Origin of the sequence: Sorangium sp. So ce296, from assembly GCF_051529605.1 — a bacterium.
In the GTDB taxonomy this organism is placed as follows: Bacteria; Myxococcota_A; Polyangia; order Polyangiales; family Polyangiaceae; genus Sorangium; species Sorangium cellulosum_D.
Map to the genome: position 1 here is coordinate 4,343,070 of NZ_CP150325.1, position 21,293 is coordinate 4,364,362.

General features: G+C 73.4%; 15 protein-coding genes and 1 tRNA gene. 12 read left to right on the forward strand and 4 right to left on the reverse strand.

The features are described 5' to 3' along the window. Window positions 1-136 precede the first annotated feature (136 nt). Window positions 137-1,585 carry a non-reducing end alpha-L-arabinofuranosidase family hydrolase gene (locus WME98_RS16270; protein ID WP_437952112.1) on the forward strand — a complete coding sequence of 483 codons (1,449 nt, stop codon included), beginning with the start codon at window positions 137-139 and terminating at the stop codon, window positions 1,583-1,585. Window positions 1,586-1,929: 344 nt separating this feature from the next. After that, a complete protein-coding gene (locus WME98_RS16275; RefSeq protein WP_437952113.1) occupies window positions 1,930-3,423 on the forward strand; it encodes a hypothetical protein in 1,494 nt (497 codons plus the stop codon). Window positions 3,424-3,476: 53 nt separating this feature from the next. Here WME98_RS16275 and WME98_RS16280 read toward each other — a convergent pair whose 3' ends face one another. Together WME98_RS16280 and metG are read right to left on the reverse strand one after the other, a co-directional pair. Further along, entirely contained in the window at window positions 3,477-5,069 is a 1,593-nt protein-coding gene (locus tag WME98_RS16280) for a sensor histidine kinase (RefSeq protein ID WP_437952114.1), read from the reverse strand. Between the two features lie 66 nt (window positions 5,070-5,135). Next, complete coding sequence (gene metG, locus WME98_RS16285; protein WP_437952115.1) at window positions 5,136-7,232, reverse strand: methionine--tRNA ligase; 2,097 nt, start codon at window positions 7,230-7,232, stop codon at window positions 5,136-5,138. 297 nt (window positions 7,233-7,529) lie between these two features. On the opposite strand from metG, the gene WME98_RS16290 reads away from it, so the two are divergent. The 3 genes from WME98_RS16290 to WME98_RS16300 all read left to right on the forward strand — a co-directional run bounded on the left by WME98_RS16290 (window position 7,530) and on the right by WME98_RS16300 (window position 10,414). Continuing rightward, window positions 7,530-8,012 (forward strand): Dps family protein, encoded by a 483-nt coding sequence (locus WME98_RS16290; RefSeq protein ID WP_272826937.1) that lies wholly within the window; start codon window positions 7,530-7,532, stop codon window positions 8,010-8,012. A 102-nt stretch (window positions 8,013-8,114) separates the two neighbouring features. Next, complete coding sequence (locus WME98_RS16295; RefSeq protein WP_437952116.1) at window positions 8,115-9,410, forward strand: phytoene desaturase family protein; 1,296 nt, start codon at window positions 8,115-8,117, stop codon at window positions 9,408-9,410. A gap of 20 nt (window positions 9,411-9,430) precedes the next feature. Beyond that, complete coding sequence (locus WME98_RS16300) at window positions 9,431-10,414, forward strand: sigma-70 family RNA polymerase sigma factor (protein ID WP_437952117.1); 984 nt, start codon at window positions 9,431-9,433, stop codon at window positions 10,412-10,414. Window positions 10,415-10,576: 162 nt separating this feature from the next. Here WME98_RS16300 and WME98_RS16305 read toward each other — a convergent pair whose 3' ends face one another. Continuing rightward, window positions 10,577-10,909 carry a polyhydroxyalkanoic acid system family protein gene (locus WME98_RS16305; RefSeq protein WP_020740911.1) on the reverse strand — a complete coding sequence of 111 codons (333 nt, stop codon included), beginning with the start codon at window positions 10,907-10,909 and terminating at the stop codon, window positions 10,577-10,579. Between the two features lie 293 nt (window positions 10,910-11,202). Between WME98_RS16305 and WME98_RS16310 the strand changes: the two genes are divergently transcribed. The 3 genes from WME98_RS16310 to WME98_RS16320 are packed head-to-tail and all read left to right on the forward strand — an operon-like array spanning window position 11,203 to window position 15,491. After that, on the forward strand, window positions 11,203-12,267 hold the full coding sequence (locus tag WME98_RS16310) for a hypothetical protein (RefSeq protein ID WP_437952118.1): 1,065 nt from the start codon (window positions 11,203-11,205) through the stop codon (window positions 12,265-12,267). A 55-nt stretch (window positions 12,268-12,322) separates the two neighbouring features. Further along, a complete protein-coding gene (gene rseP, locus WME98_RS16315) occupies window positions 12,323-13,993 on the forward strand; it encodes an RIP metalloprotease RseP (RefSeq protein WP_437334126.1) in 1,671 nt (556 codons plus the stop codon). Beyond that, window positions 13,986-15,491, forward strand: coding sequence for an RsmB/NOP family class I SAM-dependent RNA methyltransferase (locus WME98_RS16320; RefSeq protein WP_437952119.1), 1,506 nt, complete (start codon window positions 13,986-13,988; stop codon window positions 15,489-15,491). Before rseP ends, WME98_RS16320 begins: the two co-directional genes overlap by 8 nt. Before the next feature lie 159 nt (window positions 15,492-15,650). Here the strand turns inward: WME98_RS16320 and WME98_RS16325 are convergent, their stop codons facing one another. Further along, on the reverse strand, window positions 15,651-17,225 hold the full coding sequence (locus WME98_RS16325; RefSeq protein WP_437952120.1) for an AAA family ATPase: 1,575 nt from the start codon (window positions 17,223-17,225) through the stop codon (window positions 15,651-15,653). Window positions 17,226-18,017: 792 nt separating this feature from the next. On the opposite strand from WME98_RS16325, the gene WME98_RS16330 reads away from it, so the two are divergent. The 4 genes from WME98_RS16330 (at window position 18,018) to WME98_RS16345 (ending at window position 21,279) form a co-directional block, all read left to right on the forward strand. Next, the gene (locus WME98_RS16330) at window positions 18,018-18,323 is read left to right on the forward strand and encodes a hypothetical protein (RefSeq protein WP_061629550.1); all 306 of its coding nucleotides are present in this window, start codon (window positions 18,018-18,020) and stop codon (window positions 18,321-18,323) included. Next, window positions 18,320-19,609 (forward strand): hypothetical protein, encoded by a 1,290-nt coding sequence (locus tag WME98_RS16335; RefSeq protein WP_437952121.1) that lies wholly within the window; start codon window positions 18,320-18,322, stop codon window positions 19,607-19,609. The genes WME98_RS16330 and WME98_RS16335 overlap by 4 nt, the downstream gene beginning before the upstream one ends. 233 nt (window positions 19,610-19,842) lie before the next feature. After that, window positions 19,843-21,165: a hypothetical protein gene (locus WME98_RS16340; RefSeq protein WP_437952122.1), complete on the forward strand. Its 1,323-nt coding sequence runs from the start codon at window positions 19,843-19,845 to the stop codon at window positions 21,163-21,165. A 40-nt stretch (window positions 21,166-21,205) separates the two neighbouring features. Next, window positions 21,206-21,279, forward strand: a tRNA-Gln gene (locus WME98_RS16345). The last annotated feature ends 14 nt before the right edge of the window (window positions 21,280-21,293 follow it).

Here is a 21,293-nt window from a genome sequence, read left to right on the forward strand (position 1 = left end):
ACATCGAGCTGACGACGCGGCAGAGGGCGCAGAGCGCATCGACGACCGATGCCTCTGCGCCCTCTTTGCCCGTCATCGCAGCGTCGAGCCGCGAGCTGATCGCGTAGCACTTGTTCAGCAGGACGAGGAGAACGATATGGGGTTCGTATCCAAACACGCCTTGCTCGCCGCCGCGACCGGCGCCATCGCCGTGTCGTGTGTCGTCGGCCCGGAGGAGATCGAGAGCGATAGCGAGGAGGCCGGCTCGCTCGAGGGCGCCGCCGCCATCGCCAACCCGACCTGGTATGTGGACGCGCCGATCTTGTACAAAGCCAAGGCGGAGCCCTACGACCACTACGCCGTCAAAGATCCGACGATCGTGTATTCAGGCGGCAAATATCACATGTTCTACACCGGCGCCAACGCCAGCGGCGGATGGCAGATGCTGTATTCGTCCGCGACGACGATGGAGGGCTTCCGGACCGCTCCGCACATCTACTTGAGCAAGATCGGCGAGAGTTATTTCTGCGCGCCGCAGGTGTTCTACTTCGAGCCGCACAACCTGTGGTACCTGGTCTACCAGGATGGGAAACACGGCGCGGCCTATGCCACGACCTCGAACATCGCCGACCCCAATTCGTGGTCCGGCCCGAAATCCCTGGGCGCCTCCGGCAACATGGGCTGGGATTACTACGTGATCTGCGACGATGCCAGCTGCTACCTGTACAACACCCCCGACGACGGCTCGCGCAGGCTCTACGTGCGCAAGACGGCGCGGGGGAGCTTCCCGGGCGGCTGGGGATCACCTTCGGTGGCCATCACCGATACGTTCGAAGGCGCGCACGTCTACAAGTCGCTCGCGGACAGCCAGTACTACCTCATCGTCGAAGACCTCAAGGACAACCGGTATTACGAGCTGTGGACGTCGGCCAGCGCCGGAGGGCCGTGGCGGCAGATCGCCGAGAAATGGGCCTGGCGCGGCAATCTCGTGTACAACGCAGATCGGTGGACCACGAGCGTCTCCCACGGCGAGCTCATCCGCGCTGGCGTCAACCAGAAGCTCGAGATCAACGACATCAACCGCGTCGACTTCCTCATCCAGGGGAACCTCAACCTGTCGGGTCCCCCTTACCAGCAGCTCCCCTGGGATCTCGGCGTCATCCGCAACTACACAGCCGGCTCGACCACGACGCCGGTCGGCACCATCCGCCAGCTCCAATCCTACAACTTCCAGAGCCGGTACCTGCGCCACCAGGGCTTCCGCGCCCGGATCGATGAGGCGGTGTCGCCGATCCAGGACGCGCAGTTCCGCGTGGTGCCCGGGCTCGCCAACTCGAGCGCCGTCTCGTTCGAGTCGGTGAACTTCCCCGGCCGCTTCCTCCGGCATCGCGGCGGCGAGGTCTGGCTGGACACGAACGACGGGTCGTCCGGCTTCCGGGGCGACGCCACCTGGCATCGCCGCCCCGGCCTGGCGAACAGCGGCTGGTCGTCCTTCGAGTCCTACAGCGCGCCCGGGCAGTACATGAGGCACTCCGGCTTTCTGATGATCGTCGGCACGGTGTCCGGCAGCGCCCAGCAGGCCGACGCCACGTTCCGCGAGCAATGAGGCGCCGGCGGCCCGCAGGCCGCGGAGGGAGCATGGCCCCTTCGCGCCCTCGAGGCGGGAGCCACGACCGCCCAGCTCGAGGTGACCGCGGCGTGACCCTCGAGGTCCTGGGCTGACGCCGCGCGCCCGGCCACGACGCGCGGCGGGCCATCTCACACTCCAACACACCCCCACACGCAGGGACCGTCGCAAGGACGCCATGATCACGTGGTCCGAACTACTTTACATACAGATATTCCTTATTTAAAACAGGCGCCCACGCCCGGCGCTCCAGCCAGGGCGTTCGTGCCGCGCGCTCCAGCGGGCATGGAGCCGCGCCACGCGAGAAAGGTGCCTCCTCATTCATGCAAAGAACATCGATCCTGTGCGCACTGGCCAGCCTCGCGATCGGGGCTTGCACCCTCGACACCGGGACCTCGGGATCCGGGGATGACGGTCCTCTCGGCGAGGCGGCGCAGTCGCTCGTCACCGATTGCGATTACTTGAATCCGACGCTCTGGCCGCCGCTCCCGCTGCCCGTCGACTTCGACCGCGAGCTGCTCATCCGCGATGTCGCCGTCGTCGACGACGTCTGCCGCACCACCTGGTCTGGCTCCTGTCCCTCCGGCGGCACGCCGGCCGCGTGGACCTTCGGCATGCTCATGCGCCAGATGGCCGGCGCGACGCCCGTCCACGAGTTCGTGGCCGAGTGGCTGCACGCGTGGGAGGTGCCGAACGTCGTCAACGGCTTCCCCGTGCCGGCGCGGCCGGGCATCCGGCCCACGCTCATCGACCCGTGGCTCATCGCCAGCGGCTGCGCCCCGGGGTCGCCCATCGTCGGCCCGGGCGCCTGTCCGCTCGACATCACGCAGGCGCCCTTCCGCCTGCTCGCGATCCTCAACCGCGCCGATCTGCAGGACCCCTCCCCGCTCTACGGCGGCCCTCCGAGCGCCGGCGAGGTGCGCTTCGTCTTCGGCATCGTCGATCTGCCGAGCGGCGGCCCGCTCCCGGCCACGGTCATCCTCGAGTACAGCCTCCCGTCGCAGCGCGGCGGGGCTCCGGCGACGACCTTCGACTGGGCAAACGCCTTTCACAAGCTGAGCGACCCGTCCCTCGGGCCGATCGGCTCGCCCGCGTACCTCGCTCTTCTCGAGTCGCTGCTCGCCGACATCACCTCGCCGGGGGCAGAGCCCGGCGCGATCAACTTCGGCAGCTCCATCGCCCAGGTGCGCACCAACGAGATCATCTTCGGGCCGGACTGGAAGCTCCGCGAGAGCACGCTCCAGCAGGTCGGCCTCGGGCCGAACGCCGCGCTGCTCCGGCCGGACACGACCAAGCAGACGCCGGACGACAGCCTGAACGCGTCGGGCGCGCTCGACGGCTACCTCGACGCCAACGCGCTCTGGACCGGCTCGCCGAACCTGATCGACTTCACCCAGACGCCGGTCCCGGCCCCGCTGCTCGGCGGCGAGTCGACCTCGCCCCCGCCCCCGCCCGCGCCGGGGCCGTTCTGGGATCACACGGCGACGACGCCGCTCCAGGCCATCGAGCGCCACCATTTCGCGCTCGCCACCTGCAACGGTTGCCACAGCCCGACCGAGCTGGCGACGCCGTTCACGCACATCGACCCGCGCCCGCCGGGCGCGCAGTCCGGCCTCTCGCCGTTCCTTTCGTCACCGCCCATCCCCGCCGGCGGGGCCGTCGGCCTGCCCGCCCCGGGCACCGAGCTCACCGTGCCGGATCCCGCGGGCACGGGCGCCATGTTCTCGTACCACGAGCCGTGGCGCCGGGTCTGCGAGACGACGCGGATCCTCAACGGTGTGACCGCGCCGTTCACGCGGGCCAACGGCGCGCACTGACCTGATCGCTGACCAGCGCCGGTCGCCGATCGGTACGGGTCACTGGCCAGGCCTCACCCCGCCGCCTCCGCCGCCCGCGCGGGCCACCGCGCCTCGAAGCGCGCGCCGCCGCCCGGGGCGCGCTCGTAGCGCAGCGCGCCCCCGTGCCGCTCCAGCCAGCGCGCCGCCACGGCCAGGCCGAGCCCCGTTCCCGGGTGCTTCGCGTCGCGCCCCCGCCCCGTCACGAACGGCTGGAACAGCATCCCCTCGATCTCGGCCGGCACCCCCGGGCCGTTGTCCTCCACGCGCACGATCACCGAGCCGCCCTCGCGCGCGACCACCGCCCGGATCCGCCCCTCGGCGACCCCGTCGAGCGCGATGGCCGCGTTCTGCAGCAGCGCCGTCGCGACGTCGAGGAAGGCGCCGCGATCGGCCTCCACGAAGATCGGTTTGCCCGCCTCGGGCGCGATCTCGATGGGCGGCGCGCCCTCGCCGACGATCTGCCGGACGTGGCTCGCCGCGAGCCGCAGCGTGGAGAGCGCGTCGACCTCGCTCACCTCGAGCGGCCGCGGGCGGCTGTAGCGGAGCAGGTCGTCGAGGAACCGCCTCGCCCGGTCGACCTGCCCCCGCAGCGAGGCCACGGTCTCGGGCCGCGCGCCCTGCCGCTCGAGCAGCTTCGTCTGCGCGGCGATGACCCCGAGCGGATTGCGGATCTCGTGCGCCACCGCGCTCGCGAGGCGCCCGAGCTCGGCGAGCCGCTCGGCCTGGTCGGCGCGCACCTCGACGCGCTCGATCTCGTCGGCGAGGTCGCGGACGCCGATCGGCCGCTCGAACAGCCGGCGCCCGAGGTGCTCCACGACGAGCAGGCGCAGCGGATCGGACGGGAGCGCGACGAGGAAGATCACGAAGACGAGCCAGGGGAGCGACGCGCCGCCGCCGGGCGCGAGCGCGGGCAGGACCTTGAAGAAGACCATGAGCCCGAGCGACGAGACGAGCGCCGTGAGGCCGGCGTAGGCGAGCCCCTGCGCGAAGACGCGGCGGGAGCGCCCCAGCTCGCCGATGAGCGCGGCGTAGGCCACGAGCAGGATGGCGAGGAGCAGGACCGGCGCGCCGAGGAGCACGTCCCCGAGCCCATGCACGCGCAGCACCACGAGGAAGCCGCCCCCGAGCGTCGCGAGCACGCTGCCGAAGAAGAGCGCGGCGATGCGCCGCTGCAGGAGGCCCCGGGCCGCGAGCGCGGCGCGCCCGATCTGGACCTCGAGCGCGATCGCGGCGGCGCCCATGACGGCGGCGAGCGGGAGGAACAGCGGGCCCGGCGAGCGGGCGGCGGGGCCGTAGAGCACGCGCGGGGAGACGGCCCCGAGCAGCGCCACCGCGGCGCTGACGGCGTAGGCCACGGCGACGGGGCGGCGCGAGGCGCCGGCGACGTCGGCGTAGGCGTGGGCGAGGCCCGCGGCGACGATGATCCCGCTCGGGAGGACGCGCTCGGCGAGGGCGACCGTGCCGTCGGTCTCGAGCAGGATGAGCCCCGTGACCCAGAAGGCGAGGAAGAAGCAGAGGGCGACGAGGCCGCGGCCCACGTTGCGCCCGAGGCGCAGCGCGGTGACGCCGACGGTCACGGCCACGGCCCAGAGCGGGTAATAGGCGAGAGCGACCAGCGGTCTCATGGGGCCTCGGCGATCCGGAGGCCGGCACGATAACGCTGGAGGCAGCGGGGAAGCGAGGTGCTCGCCTCAGTGCACCCGCATCCCCGGCTTCGCCCCCGAGTCGGGCGCCAGGAGGTGCACCGTCTCGTCCCCGGCCGCGAGCACCATCCCCTCGCTGAGGCCGAACTTCATCTTCCGCGGCGCCAGGTTGGCGCACACGATGACGAGCCTCCCGATCAGGTCTTCCGGCTTGTAGTACGCCTTGATCCCGGCGAACACGGTGCGCCGGGCCTCCCCGCCGAGCGAGACGGTCAGCTTGAGCAGCTTCTTCGCCTCGGGCACGTGCTCCGCCGCGACGATGCGCGCGACGCGCAGGTCGACCTTGGTGAAGTCGTCGATCGTGCACTCCGGCGCGAGCGGCTCCTTGGCGAGCGCCGCGCCGTCGTCCTCGGCGGCCGCGCCGCCGCCCGCCGCCGCCGGCGCTTCCGCCGCTACCGGCGCTCCCGCCGCTACCGGCGCTCCCGCCGCCTGCGCCTCCACCGCCGGCGCCTCCGCCGGACGGCCCTCCGCGATCATCTTCTCCACCGCACCCGGATCGACCCGCTTCATGAGGTGCTCATACGCGGCGACCGGCGTCCCCACAAGCGGCGTCTTCGCGAGCTCCCACCGGTCCATGGGGCACCCGAGCAGCCGCGCCACGTCGTCGGCGAGCTTCGGCAGCACCGGCGCCAGGTAGATCACGATCTGCCGGAACAGGTTGAGCGCCACGGTGCACACGGCCTGCACCTCGGCCTTCTTCTCCGGCTGCTTCGCGAGCGCCCACGGCTGCATCCGATCGACATACTCGTTCGCCCGATCCGCCAGCGACACGATGATCCTCGTCGCCCGCGCGTAATCGAACGCCGCATACGCCGCCCCGATCGCGTCCGCCTCCGCCGCGGCCGCCGCGAACAGCCCCCCGTCGTCCGGATAGGCCGCCGACAGGCCCGTCTGGGCCACGAAGCGCGACGACCGGCTCGCCAGGTTCACCACCTTGTTCACGAGCTCGGCGTTCACCTTGTTGACGAGCTCTTCCAGGTTCAAATCGATGTCGTCGACCTTCGAGCTCAGCTTGCTCGCGTAGTAATAGCGGAGGTACGCCGGGTCGAGGTGCTTCAGGTACGTCGAGGCCAGCACGAACGTGCCTTTGCTCTTCGACATCTTCTCCCCGTTCACCGTGAGGAACCCGTGCACCTGCACGCGAGAAGGCAGCGAGAAGCGCGCGGCCCGCAGCATCGCCGGCCAGAAGAGCGTGTGGAAATAGACGATGTCCTTCCCGATGACGTGGACGATCTCCGTCTCCTCGGATCGCCACCAGTCGTCGAACGCCTCGCCCTCCCGGTCGCACCACTCCTTGCTTGCGGCCATGTACCCGATCGGCGCGTCGAACCAGACGTACCAGTAGTTCCCGGGCGCGTCGGGGATCTCGAACCCGAAGTACGGCGCCGGGCGCGACACGTCCCAGTCGCGGAGGGGCTCCGACAGGAAGTGGCCTGCCAGGTAGTTCGCGATCTCCTTCGGCATCCGCCCCTCGCCCTGCGTCCAGGTCGAGAGGAACGGCCGCTCCGGCTCGATGGCCACCATGAGGTGCTGCGCGCTCCGCACCTCGGGCCGCGCGCCCGTGAGCGCGCTCCTCGGCTCGACCAGATCCGTGGCGGCGTAGGTCGAGCCGCACCGGTCGCAGCTGTCGCCGTACTGGTCCTCCGCCCCGCACTTCGGGCAAGTGCCCTTGACGAACCGATCCGCCAGGAACATGCCCTCCTTCGGGTCGAAGAGCTGCGTGACGTCCTTCGTCGTCACCATGCCGCGCTCGCGCAAGGACGCCCAGATCTGCTCGCACAGCGCCCGGTTCGCGGGCGAGTTCGTGCTGCCGTAATGGTCGAACCGGATCTGGAACGCCGCGAAATCGCGCTGGTGCGCCGCGCTCATGTCGGCGATGACGTCGGCCTCGCTCCGCCCCTCCTGCCGCGCGCGGATCATGATGGCCGTGCCGTGGGTGTCGTCGGCGCACAGGTAAATGCACCGACGCCCGGCCATGCGCCAGTAGCGCGCGAAGATGTCCGTCTGCGTGTACTCGACGAGGTGGCCGATATGGATGTGCCCGTTGGCGTAGGGCAGCGCGCTGGTGAGCAGGAGCCTCTTCATGCTGCGCCGGACTTTGCACGAGATCCCGGCCGGAGGCGAGCGCCGATGCGCCCCGGCGCGCGGGCTGCTGCGCGGCCAGCAGCCCGCCGCCCAGCGCGGAGGCCGCTGGCCTTGGACATAGCGGGCAGCCGCCCTAGGTACCGGGTGGACCGATCACACGGGGGGTGAATCATGTCGTCGAAGATCCGGCAACAACGTGGCAAGGACGGACAGACGCGAGCTTTCGAGGCCCAGCCTCTACTCCGGCAGCGCGGCACCGAGATCCAGCCTTTCGGGACGGTCGTGGATTATCAGCTGGTGCTGAGCTCAAAGGCTCGCGCGCTGAGCGTCGGCGCGTTGAATCAGATCCTGACGGACACGCTCGTCCTCCGCGATCTCTACAAGAAGCACCACTGGCAGGTGTCCGGACCGACCTTCTACCAGCTCCATCTCCTGTTCGATAAGCACTTCAAGGAGCAGAGCGCGCTCATCGACATGCTCGGAGAGCGGGTGCAGACGCTGGGCGGCATCGCCGTCGCCATGGCGCACGACGTCGTGGAGATGACGAGGATCGAGCGGCCGGCCCGCGGCCGCGAGCAGGTGCCGGTGCAGATCTCGCGCCTGCTCGACGCCCACGAGGTGGTCATCGCGGACACGCGCGAGGCGTTGAAGGTGACGGCGCAGAGCGACGACGCCGGCACCGCCGACCTGCTCATGGGCGACGTCCTACGCACGAACGAGATGCACGTGTGGTTCCTCTCCGAGCACCTCGTCGACACGCCCCTCGTCCGCGCCACCTGAGCCCCCGCCCGCCTCCCCTCCGGGCCCGCCCCGAAAATCGACCGGCCGCGCGTAACCTTTCCGGACCCCCGATCGTGGTACCGCCAGGAAAGGGAAACTGTGATGGAACGCACAAAAGATGTGGTGGTGGTCGGCGGCGGGCTCGCGGGCCTCGCCGCGGCGGCGTACCTGGGGCGGGCGGGCCGGTCCGTCGCCGTGATCGAGAAGGCGCACGCGCCGGGCGGCCGCGCCGTCACGCAGGAGAGCCACGGCTTCTCGCTGAACCTCGGCGCCCACGCGCTCTACCGCGGCGGGCCGGCGCAGGAGGTGCTCCGCGAGCTCGGGGTCCGGTACACGGGCGCGCCGCCGCCCGGATCGGGCGCGCTCGCGCTCGACCGCGGCGCCCTCCACACCCTGCCGTCCGGCGCCCTGTCGCTCCTCACGACGGGGCTCTTCGGCCTCGCCGCGAAGCTCGAGGTGGGCCGCGTCCTCGGCGGCCTCGCCGCGATGCGCCCCGCCCCGCTCGACGCGGTCCCGGTCTCGGCCTGGCTCCGCGACGCCTTCCGGACGCCCGAGGTGCGCCGCTTCGTCGGCATGCTCGTCCGGCTGACGACCTACTGCGCCGACGCCGATCGCCAGAGCGCCGGCGCCGCGCTCGCCCAGGTGCAGCTCGCCCTGAGCCAGGGCGTGCTCTACCTCGACGGCGGCTGGCAGACGCTCGTCGACGGCCTGCGCGCCGCGGCGGCGGCGGCCGGCGTGGAGATCCTCACGGGCGCGCGGGCGACGCGCGTCGCCGCCGAGGGCGGCGCCGTCTCCTTCGTGGAGCTCGCGAACGGCGACCGCCTCCGCACGGGCGCCGCGCTGGTCGCCGCGAGCCCGCGCGCCGCCGCCGCGCTCGCGCCCGACGTCCCGGCGCTCGCCGCGTACGCCGAGCGCGCCGTCCCGGTCCGCGCCGCGTGCCTCGACGTCGCGCTGTCCCGGCTGCCCCGCCCGCGCTGCCGCGTCGTGCTCGGCGTCGACCGCCCCCTCTACCTGTCGCTCCACTCCGAGGTCGCGCGCCTCGCCCCCCAGGGCGGCGCCCTGTTCCACGCCGTCCAGTACGGCCCCGAGCTCGCCGGCCGCGACCCCGAGCGCGAGCTCGAGGACCTCCTCGAGCGCGCGCAGCCGGGCTACCGCGACGCGCTCGTCGAGCGGCGCTTCCTGCCCTCGCTCGTCGTCTCCAACGCCGTGGTCGCCGCGGAGGGGGGCGGCTACGCGGGGCGCCCGGGCGTCCGCGTCCCCGGGGTCGACGGGCTCCACGTCGCGGGCGACTGGGTCGGGCCGACGGGCATGCTCGCCGACGCGAGCCTCGGCAGCGCGCGGGACGCCGCCGCGGCCCTCCTCGCGCGCGCGCGACGGACGCTCGACCGCGCGGCGTGACGGGGTTACCCGGGCGATCCATGAGCAGCTCCACGGCCTCCTCCGCTGCCCGCGCGGCGCTCGCCCCGCCGCCGAGCTTCGTCGCCGCGAGCTACCGCGAGCACGAGCGCTTCCTCTGGGCGCTCTGCTACCGGCTCACCGGCAGCGCCGCCGACGCGGACGACATCGTGCAGGAGACGTTCGTCCGCGCGCTGGAGCGCCCGCCCGCGCGGACGGATGAGCCCGTCCGGCCGTGGCTCGCGCGCGTCGCGCTCAACCTGGGTCGGGACGCCCTGCGGCGCCGCAAGCGCCGCGCCTACGACGGCCCGTGGCTCCCCTCGCCCATCGAGACGGAGCCCGAGCCGCCGTCGTTCGAGATCCCGGGCAAGGACGGCACCGAGGGCCGCTACGACCTGCTCGAGAGCGCGTCCTTCGCGTTCCTCATCGCGCTCGAGGCGCTCACCCCGCAGCAGCGCGCCGTGCTCCTGCTCCGCGACGTCTTCGACTACTCGGTGCAGGAGACCGCCGACGCGCTCGGCCTGTCGGAGGCCAGCGTGAAGACGACGCACCACCGCGCCCGCCGCGCCCTCGAGCCGTACGAGCGCGAGCGCTGCCGCCCCTCGCCCGAGCTCGTCGAGCGGTCGGGCGCGGCGCTCGCGCGCTTCCTGGAGACCCTGGCCACACAGGACGTCGCCGCGATCGAGGCCCTCCTCAGCGAGGGGGTCCGCGTCGTCAGCGACGCGAACGGCGAGTACAGGGCCGCGCGCCGGATCGTCGTCGGCCCGAGCCGGGTCGCGCGGCTCTTCATCGGCCTGCTGCGGCACGAGGGCGGCGGAGACCTCCGCTACGAGAGCCGCCAGCTCAACGGCCTCGTCGGGCTCGTCGTCGAGCGCGGGGCCCCCGTCGACAAGGTGGCGCCTCGGTACGTCATCCGCTGCGACGTCGACGCGCGCGGCCGCATCGCGGCCATCCACCTCGTGCTCGCCTCGCAGAAGCTGACGGCCGTCAGGGCCATCGCGCCGTGAGCGCCGCGGCGGACGAAGGGCGCGCGGCGAGGAGACAGCCTCTGCCGGCCGAGCACTGGAGTGAGTCATGTTGCGAGGCGTGCTTCGGCCGGCGAAGTGAATTCTGTCGCACCAACATAGCGCCGGCGGACGCTCATGTCCACGGCGGATCAGGCCGCTCGCTCAGGCGGTCTTGCCCCCGCCCTGCGCCCGTTCCTTGTGCGCCTCTTGGATGAAGTGGCGAACCTCTTTATCGATGGCGGCGATCGCCACTCCCTTGAACGGGCGCAGGAGGAACGGCACGTCGAGATCGACGTCCACGGCGCCGGGGCGCAGCTCCATGCTGCCTTTCAGCTTGACCCCCTTCACCGAGAAGCCGAGCTCGGCGCGCTTCTCGTCGCGCCACACGAGGAACGGCTCGTACTCCGCGTACCGCTCTCGGTACTGCGCGATCGCTCGTTCGGTGGCCACCTTCGCCTCGCTGTCGTTCAGGTCGTGCTCAATCGTGTGCTTCATGATGGGACCTCGCAGTTCGTTGGGGGGCACATCGCGAGAACCGGCCCGGTTACCGTCCGCCGGGGGCGTCCGCTCGCGGGCGCGGCGCCCGGCCGATTTCCATCGGTGAGATATCACGGATGCGCGGGTCTCGCGGGCCTCCGGCGCGCGATTGACTCACTTCTGTGCTCTGTGGCATTTCGCCACGAGGCGGAATTGCAGGTTTTTGTGAGCTCTCGCGCGTGCGCGCTGGGCTCGGGCGCATGCGGCGCGACGGACCGGGGGCGGGCACCGGCGATGCAAAGCGCCCTCTCATGCGTGCGCGAGGCGCTCGATCCGGCGGTCTCCTGGGAGGGCTCCTCACCGCGCTATGCCTGGCGCTCGGCGCCGGCGGGTGCGCCCTCCCCACGAGGATCACCTCGGTGGACGCGGAGGTGGCCCGGGTCCAGACGCCGGCGGCGATCGACGAGGGGCTCCGCAAGCTGGAGGAGGCGGAGACCCAGCGGCGCATCGCGCGGATGATGGCGAGCCCGGAGATCAGGGCGGCGCAGCGGCAGCTCGTCGCCGGGCTGCTCGACGGCACGCTCGCCTCGCTGGGCGAGGAGGACCGGGCCGCGCGCATCGACGCGCTCACCGCGCAGTACGCGCGCGGGGTCGTGCGGAGCGCGATGCGCGGGGCGCTCGACGGGGCGCTCGGCGAGGACGGCCGGCGCGAGCTCCAGCGCGCGGCCGGATCGCTCGTGGAGGCGAGCGTCCAGCAGCTCAAGGAGAGCCTCGACGAGGCCGATCTCGGCCCGTCCGTGGCGGCGGCGATGCGCGAGCAGCTCGGCCCGGCGCTCCAGGCGGTCATCGCCGAGAACCTCGGCCCCGGGGTGACGTCGCTGCTCGGCAGCGAGGAATTCCAGCGCGCGCTGGGCAACACGGCGCGCGTCGTCGCCCGCGAGATGGTCGCCGGCGCGAACGACGCGCTCATCGAGGCGCAGCAGCGGGGCGAGCGGCGGGACGACTCGATGCTCTCGCGCATCGGCCACCTCGCCGACCAGGGCGCGCAGCTCGTCAGCACGATCACGTGGCTGCTCGGCGCTGCCGCGGTCGCGCTCGCGGTCTGGGTGACGATGCTGCTCGTGCAGCGCAAGCGCTACCGCGCCGAGATCGAGCGGCGCGCGCGGGCGCGCCTGCTCCTCGAGGCGATCGAGGCGACCGAGGGCAAGCCCTGGTCGGACGAGCTGCTCGCGGCGCTCGAGGACCGCTTCCGGACCGAGGAGGAGGCCGCCGAGCTCGCGCTCCGCCGCGCCCGGCGCAGGGTGCGCGGGGCGCGCGCCCGCGCGAACGGCGCGAGCGGCGCCGACGGCGACCTGCCGAGGCCGCCGCCCCGCTGAGCCGTCGCTCCCCAGTGGTCACCGCGCCCGGCCTCGCGTAAAGAGAGCCGCCGCCGTGGACCTCCTGTATTTCGCGCTGCTCTGCTCCGTGCTCATCTTCGTGCACGAGCTCGGCCACTTCGTGTGCGCGAAGATCTTCGGCGTGAAGGTCCTCACCTTCTCGATCGGCTTCGGCCCCCGGGTGCTGCGCTTGCGGGGCCGGGAGACGGAGTACTGCATCGCGCTCCTGCCCCTCGGCGGCTTCGTGAAGATGCTCGAGGAGAACCGGCAGGAGGCGGTGCTCCCCGAGGATCGCAAGCGCACCTTCGAGTCCCAGGCGCTCTGGAAGCGCGTGATCATCGTCATGTCCGGCCCGGCGATGAACGTGCTCTTCCCGGTGCTCCTGTATTTCGCCGTCTTCATCGGGGAGAGCCGCTTCGTCCCGCCGACGGTCGGCGTGGTCCTGCCGGGGCACCCGGCCGAGGGCCGGCTGTTCCCGGGCGATCGGATCCTCGAGGTGGACGGCGAGCGCGTCAGCACCTTCGCCGAGCTCCACCGCATCGTCGCCAAGAGCCCGAACCAGGAGCTCCGGCTCAAGGTGTTCCGCAACAAGGATCACGTCGAGGTCACGGTCGTCCCGGAGGAGAAGGTCGTCCAGAAGCCGCTCGAGATCGTCGATCGGGTGGGCGAGATCGGCATCAAGCCGAGCCGCCCTGCCGCCGTGGTCGGCGTCTCGCGGCCCGACTCGCCGGCGTTCCGCGCCGGGCTCCGCACCTTCGACGTCGTGACCGAGGTGCGCGGCACGCCGGTGAAGACGTTCGCCGACCTGGAGCTCGCGCTCGAGGAGAGCCGCGGCGCGACGGTGCCGGTCACGTACCTGCGCCCGATGCCGGTGCCGCACGCGCTCGGCGGGCTGGCCGAGCTCGCCGTCTATGAGTCCGGCGTCGCCGCGCTGACCCCGGAGAGCGGCCACGGCGATCTGCTCGCGCGGACCGGCATCGAGCCGGCCGATCTCTACGTCGCCGAGGTGCCCGTGGGCTCGGCCGAGTGGGACGCCGAGCTCCGGCCGGGCGATCGCATCACCGAGGTCGACGGGGTCGAGGTCACCGCCTGGTCGACGTTCGTCGAGCGGCTGTTCGCGGCGCCCGACCGGCCGCACGTGATCACCTGGCAGCGCTCGGGCCAGCGCAAGAGCGGCACGATCGAGCTCCGGCGCGAGGACTGGGTCGACGAGTACGGCCAGCACCGCCCGCGCTTTTACCTGCGCGCGTCGAACTGGTCGCCGATGGTGGCCGAGCCCTACGTCGAGAGCCCGTCCGCGTTCCAGTTCGCCCTGGAGAGCGCCATCGACGAGACGTACGACGTCATCCGGTTCATCGTGGTCGGGATCGTCCGCATCATGGAGGGCAAGGTCAGCATCTCCACGCTGGGCGGCCCCATCACGGTGTACGACGTGATCGGCGAGGAGGGCGCGAAGGGGGTCAGCTATTTCGTCTGGGCGATGGCGGTCATCTCGATCAACCTTGGGCTCATCAACCTCCTGCCCATCCCCGTGCTCGACGGCGGTCATCTCCTGTTCTTCACGTTCGAGGCCGTGCTGCGGCGCCCGCTGCCGCTGCGCGTCCGCGAGATCGCGAGCCTGGTCGGGCTCATGGTGCTCATCGGCCTGATGGGCATCGCGTTCAAGAACGACGTCGAGCGCCGCTGGGACGTGATCCAGGGGCAATTCAAGGAGCTCGTTGGCTGACCGGGCGCAACGCGACGGGCGCGGCGGGCGCGACGGCGGCGGCGCCGCGGCGCGCTCCGGGGAGAGCGCCGCGCGCGCGGTGGCCGCGCGCGTGCTCGCGCGGGTGTGGGGCTCGGACGCGTTCGCGTCGGCGGCCCTCGACGGCGAGCTGCGCCGCGCCCCGGCGCTCGACCCGCGGGACGTGGGCCTCGCGACCGAGCTCGTCTACGGCGTCCTGCGCGCGCAGGCGGCGCTCGAGGCGCGGATCGCCGAGCTCGCCGCGAAGGGCCGCTGGACGGCGGACCCGCTGGTGCGCGCGCACGTGCTGATGGGCGCGTACTCGCTGTGCTTCCTCGATCGCGTCCCCTCGTTCGCGGCCGTCTCCGAGGCGGTGGACGGCGCCCAGGCGGCCGGCGGGCCGCGCGTGGGCGCGTTCGCGAACGCGGTGCTGCGCAAGGTCGCGGCGGCCGTGGAGGCCGGCGGTCGCCCGCCGCTCGCCGACGCGGTGGTCGCCTCGGCGCCGGGGTGGCTGCGGGGGGCGCTGCGCCGCTCGCTCGGCCGCGCCGCGGCCGAGGCGTTCCTGTCGGCCGGCCCGGTGCCGCCGCCGACCGGCCTTTGCCTTTCGCCCGGCGAGGACCGCGACGCGTGGCTCGCGGCGCTGCGGGGCGCCGCGCCCGCCGCGACGTTCGAGGCGGGGCGCGTCTCGCCGGCCGCGATCGTCGCGCGTGGGGCGGGCGATCTGCGGCGGCTCCCCGGCTTCGGCGCGGCGTGGATCGGCCAGGAGGAGGGTGCGCAGGCGCTCGCGTTCGCGCTCGGCGCGCGGCCTGGCGAGCGCGTGCTCGACGCGTGCGCCGGCCGGGGCAACAAGTCGTGGCTCCTGTCGCGCGCGGTGCTCCCCGGGGGCGCGGTGGACGCGGCGGACCTGTATCCCGCGAAGCTCTCGCAGCTGCGCGCGGCGCTGAGCGCGCCCCCGGCGAGCTCGGAGGGCGCAGGCGCCGAGGGCGGGGGCGGCGAGGCCGCAGGCGCGGAGGGTGGGAGCGCAGGCGCGCGCGGCGGGCTGGAGCGGGCCGCGGCGTTCGTCCGCGAGACGTACGCCGTGGACTGGACGGTGGGCGCGGGCGACGTCCCCGAGGGCTACGACCGGGTGCTCGTGGACGCGCCCTGCTCCGGGGTGGGCACGCTGCGGCGGCGCCCGGAGATCGCGCTCCGGCGCGCGGCGGACGACCTCCCGCGCCTCGCCGATCTGCAGGTCGCGATCGCGCGCCGCGCGGCGACGCGCGCCCGCGACGGCGGGCGGCTCGTGTTCGCGGTGTGCAGCGTGCTGCGCGAGGAGTGCGAGGCCGTGGCGGCGCGGCTCGCGGGGCCGGCGGACGACGACCTCGGCGTCCGGCTCGAGCCGGCGCCGTTCGACGCGGAGCTCGCGCGGGAGCTCGCGGGGGGCGGGGACGCGTTCCGGCTCTTGCCGCACGTGCACGGCACGGACGGGTACTTCGCGGCGATGTTCGTCGTGCGGCGGTGACGGCGCGCTCACGCGCGTCGCCCTCGTGACGGCGCGCTCGCGCCCGTCGCCCCTGTGACGGCGCGCTCGCGCCCGTCGCCCCTGTGACGGCGCGCTCGCGCCCGTCGCCTTTCACGGCCCGTCGACGCGGCGGGGAGCGCCTTCGGTCGGGCCTTTCGATCAGGCGCGGAGGACCGTGACCCGGCGACCCGACGGGGTGAGCGCCTCCTCGAAGCGGGTGCCCGACTCGGGGTCGGCCCCGGGCCGGCGGTCGAAGATCACCACGACGCCGGTGTCGAGGGACAGCCCGTCGAGATAGGCGTCGATCTGCGTGAGCGCCTTCGGCAGCGGGTCTCTCTCGCCGGCGCGCCAGATCTTGAGCTCGATCGCCTCCCGCTGCCAGGCGCGCTTGCCGTCCTCCCCGGTGTGGGGCCAGCGCACCAGCAGGTCGATGCGGCCGCGGCCGACGCCGTACTCCCGATCCACGTGGCCGCCGCCGTTCACCACGCGCTGCAGGTACGCCATGAGCACGAGCTGCGGCGCCACCTCGTGGTAGGGCATGCGGCCGGCGAGCACCGCGCCGTGCTCGCGCCAGAACGCGGCGAACTCGCGCAGCAGGCGCGCGACGTCGAAGCGCCCGTCGGGCCGGACGAACGCGCGCGGCTCGACGGCGATGGCGTCCTCGGCGGGGCTCGCGAGGACGCGGACGATCACCTCGCGGTAGATCGGGTTGGCGATCCGGAGCGGCCTGTCCTGCGCGACCAGGCCGAGGTCGCGCACGTAGCTCGCGTCGTCGTCGTACGTGTCGCCGCCCGCGAAGCCTCCCTCCAGCAGCGGCTCGAGGACGCGGCGCACGCGCGGCTCCATCAGGCGCGCCACCAGGGAGTCGAGGTGGGTCGCGCGGGCGAGGATGAGGCGCTCCTTCGCTTCCTCGACGTGCGCCGCCGTGATCGCCTCGGCGGGAGGCACCCGCATCTTCTCGACGATCTCGCGGCCCATCGCGTTGACGAGCCACGGCTGGCCGCCGGTGAGCTGCACGGCGCGCTCGATCGCCGCGTCGGTGAACGGCTGGCCGGTCTCTTCGGCGTGCTGCCCGTAGAGCGCGCGCACCTCGTCCCGCGTGAAGTCGCCGAGGCGGATGGACTCGACCTTGACGTTGAACGGGCTGCTGGTCCCGAGCCGCGACGGATCTCCGCCGCTCTGGGCCTTGTAGTCCCGCACGTCCCTGAGGCCGCAGAGGACGACGGAGGCCGGGAAGTGATCCGGCCGCTCGGGGAAGCCCGACCTGAGCTGGCGCAGCACGCTGAGGAGGCCTTGACCGCGGAGCGCGTCGATCTCGTCGAAGAAGAGCGCCAGCGGGCGCGGGCACGCCTCGGCCCACGCGCTGAGCGCCGCGACGAGCAGGCCGGTGTCCGACGCCGGCGGGAACGGCGGCGGATGGAGCTCGGCGGGCAGCGCCTGCTCGGCGCGCTTGCGGATGGTGTCGAGGATGGCGCGCTGGGCCGCCGCGTAGTCGTCGCCCGCCGTCTCCCCGGTCTCGCACGAGAAGTGGAGCGCCGCGTGGCGGCCGGACGCGGTGAGCTCTTCGGCGAGCGCGCGCAGCGTCGTTGTCTTGCCGGTCTGACGGGGCGCGTGCACGACGAAATAGCTCGCCTGATCGACGAGGGCCGGGGCCTCCGGCAGGCGCTCGGCCGCAGGGAGCATGTAGTGCAGGTCGGGGCGGCAGGGACCGGCCGTATTGAAGCGGCGGCTCATGGGGCGAGCCTGGCGGTCGCCGCGCCGGGGGGCAAGTGGCTCGCCGGGAATTCGGGGGGCCGCTCGTGCGCGCGGCCAGCGGGCGAGACCGTCCCCGGCCCCCGGGGCGCGGGGTGGTGGATCAAGGTCCACCCAGATGAACCGATGAAGTACAGCGACCGAGAAAACCTCCTGAAAACGTATCCAGTCACCACGTAACCTATCGAAATGATTCTCCACTCACGCCGGCAACCGGCCCCGGCGGTGCCGTGGTCTGCCGCGCGCTCTGTGGCAAGGCAGGCTGGGGCGAGTGCAACGAACCCTGAATGCAAGGGTTCTGCAACGACACCTGCGGCCGCTGCTGATACCGCGTCGTCAAGACTCATCCCTGAATGATGAGATGGGAAACCACGGAGGCGCAGAGGGCACAGAGGAGAGAAGAAAAGAGAGAAGATTCACCTCTTCTCTCTCCCTCTGTGCCCTCTGCGCCTCTGTGGTTCAAATCTTTCCCATCACGGAACCAGCGACGATCTCGGAGCCAACGGCGCCAGCGACCAAGCCCGCCGGAAGCGCGGTCACGGACGGCCGGACTGCCGAGCCGCCTCGCAGCCGATTCCGCTCGGCGGGGCCGGCCGGGCACGTGCCCGCCTCGGGAGACGCCGGCAGGATGACGTAGCTGGCGACGCCGCGCGACGGTGGCCAGACCGTCGGGCCCTCGCAGGAGCACCCCTCGATCCCGTGATCTTCGCGAGATGTCGCGCGGCCGCCAGCCGCTGTACCGTGCCGCGCGCGTGTGAGAGGATCGCTCTCGCCATGAAGAGGATCAAGCTCAAGCTCCACAGCGACGAGTACCACCTCAGCGCCGTCGGCTACCTGTTCGAGGACCCCGCCCCAGCCGGGGATCCGGCCGGGGTGAGGCCATTCTCGATCCGCAACACGGTCTTCCCCGAGTTCGACCTGGAGCCCGGCAGCTACGTATTCCGCTTCAGGGTCCGGAACGGCAGCGGCAAGTTCCAGATCTTCGCCTTCGACCCCAAGACGAACCAGAGCACCCGCGCCGAGTACGACACGTCGAACGGCGCCGAGAACCTCACCTTCAAGTTCACGGTGGCGCCATGAGAACATCCCTGCTGCTCCTGCACACCGCTGCGCTGCTGTCGCTCTCGCTCTCGCTGGCGGCGCCCGCGCGCGCCCAGGGCGCGGCGCCGCCGTCGGAGCCCGCGCCGCCCGCCGCGCCCGCCCCCCCGCCGCCGGCCGCGCCCGCCGCCCCGAGCGCGCCTGCCGCACCGCCGCCGGACGCCGGCCCAGCCGCGGCGCCCGCGCCGCCGGGCGCCCCCATCGCGCCGGTCGCGCCCGCCTCGCCCGCCGCCGGCGCCCCCATCGCGCCGGTCGCGCCCGCCTCGCCCGCCGCCGGCGCACCCATCGCGCCGGCCGACACGGGACGCGAGCTCGTCTACCTCGTGCCGGCCGAGGTCACGGGCACCTCGGGGGGCGCGGCGCTCGCGCGCGTCGGCTTCGGGGTGCTGGCCGGCTTCGGCGAGGTGACCGATCCGACGGCGTGGGACGTGAGCACCGTGCTCGAGGCCGAGGTGGCGACCGCGAACGGCCTCGCCACGCTGATCGGCCTCTCGAGCGCCGACGAGACGGCCCAGGCGCCCATCGGGAGCCTGCGCCTGTCGGCCTCGTTCGCGCGCCTCGACTTCGAGGGCGAGGGCAGCTCGGCGTATCCGCCGCTGATCCTCTACGTCGGCGGCGCGGTCGGGCGCACCCGGTTCAACTATCTCGGCCCCGGCCCCGGGCGGCGCGACACGAGCCTGCCGCCGACCTACGCGCCGCGCGAGCTCATCGCCCTGCCCTGGAGCGCCGGCGCCGCGGCCGTCTATATCGGCCAAGGCGGCAAGAAGCTCGCGCCGACCATCGAGGGGCAGGTCGCGTTCGACTCGCGCTGGACAGCGTCGAGCGACACGATCGAGTGGTGCGAGCCCGCGGGCGACGTCGTCGCCGGCGTCGATCCGATCACCAAGTCGACCACCTTCGCCCCGGCCGCGCGCTGCAAGCGCGAGGTGCTCGGCGCGCCGAGGAAGAGCCAGGAGCTCACCCTCACGGCGCACGCCGGGATCGTCGACAAGGTCGCGAACGCCACGTTCCGCGCGGCGTTCGGCGCGCGCGTCGCGGTCGCGCTCAACGACGAGGCGCCGGACGACGTCCGCATCAGCCTGCGCGCTCCGGTCTACGTGACGCTGGCGCGCGCGCCGGAAGGGACGAAGTACCGCGGGCTCATCCGGCTGATGCCGGCGCTCAGCATCAACCGGCATTCGACCGGCGAGACGGACGTCGGCGGCATGCTCGAGATCAGCTTCCTCGGCCAGCGCGCGATGTTCTCCGACAACTACACGGATCTCTGACCGCAGCCGCCGGGCCGAGCAGCACGCGCGCCCTCACGCGCAGCGCGTGCCGCGCGCGCCCTCACGCGCAGCGCGTGCCGCGCGCTCCCGCACGGCGCGGCGGTCCCGGGCGCCCGGCCCGACCCGGCACTTTCTTGGCCCACCGCGCCAGCATCCGCTACCGACGCACGAGAGCAGCGGAGGTGGACCCGGAAGCATCGGGTGGATCGCCGCAGCTCGCTAGGGAGACAGCGATGGGCCCGAGCGCGGCGTACAAGGTGGAGGGGCTTTGCGACGGGGTGCCGGCGCCGAGCGGCGTGGAGGGGCGCAGGCAGGAGCATCTGAGCCTCTGCAGCGCCCCCACGATGCCGTTCAGCTCGCACGCGAGCAGCGCGGAGGAACGCGCGGACGAACCGGCGGAATCGAGGCCCTGGTGCGTCGACCACGGCGACTGGCTGGAGGCGATGAGCACGGTCGCGCTGTGGCGCGCGCTGGAGCTGGGGGAGCTTCCGCACAGCACGCGCGTGTGGCGCGAGGGCCTCGAGTGCTGGACGCCCGCCGGCGACGTGAAGGCGCTCGGCTGGACCGTCTCCCAGCCGCCCCCGCGCGACGAGGCGCCCGCCCTCTCCGCCGCGGGCGAGGGGCCCGAGTCCACCGGCCCGCTCAGCTTCGCGCTGACCCCCGACCACCTCCGGCCCGTCGCGCCGCGCCCGCACCCGGGCGGCCCCCGCGACGAGCGCGCGGACTCGTTCCTCCTCGCCCCGTTGCCGCCGGCCGAGGCGGCGGCGCGGCACGAGACGACCTCGCCGCCGATCTCCCTCGAGATCCCGTCATGCTTCCCGGCGGTCCCGTCGTCGCCGCCCGACACGCTGCCGAGCGCCGGGACCGCGCGGGCCGGCGCCGCGAAGCCGGGACGCGGGCCGGCGCGCGGCGCGCGCGACGCGGACCAGGCGCCGCGCGGGCGCGCGTCGGGCACCTGGTCGCGGCTCGCGCGGCTCGCGCGGCGCGCCCGCGCCTCGCGCAGCGCGGTCTCGCTCGCGGCGGGCAGCGCGGCGATCGTGCTGGCGCTGGGCCTGTCGGTGCTGAACGCGCTCGCCCCTGCGGCAGCGCCCTCGACGGCCGCGGCCGCCCCGGCGGCGCGCCTCGGGGTCGCCCCGGGCGTCGCGGCGGCCGCCGCCCAGGCCGTCGCGCACGCCCCGGCGCTCGCCGGGGCGGCCGGCGCCGCGGCCCTCCCCGCCGCGGCCCCCACGCCGGCCCCGGCGCTCGCCAAGGGCGCCGGCGCGGCTCCGGCCGAGGGCGCCGGCGCGGCTCCGGCCGAGGGCGCCGGCGCGGCTCCGGCCGAGGGCGCCGGCGCGGCTCTGGCCGAGGGCGCCGATGCGCCCGAGCTGCCGCCGCAGCGGGCGGGGAAGGCTCCGGCGGCGGGCGCGAAGCCGGCGCCCCTGGGTCGGCGTGAGCGCGGGCAGGTCCGCCTGCGGCGAGGTCGGTACGAGCCGGACGGCGCGCGCGGCATCGGCCATCCGGGCCGCGGAGCCGGCCCGTCGGTCGGGACGGGTGCCATCTTGCGCGACTCGCGCTAAGGTGCGCGCCGCGCGGCGGCCGGCAACGGTCCCGCGGCACTCCGGCGTCGTTCAAGGGCAGGACGGGGGACTTTGAATCCCCTAATCGTGGTTCGAATCCACGCGCCGGAACCAATCGAGGCCCGCGC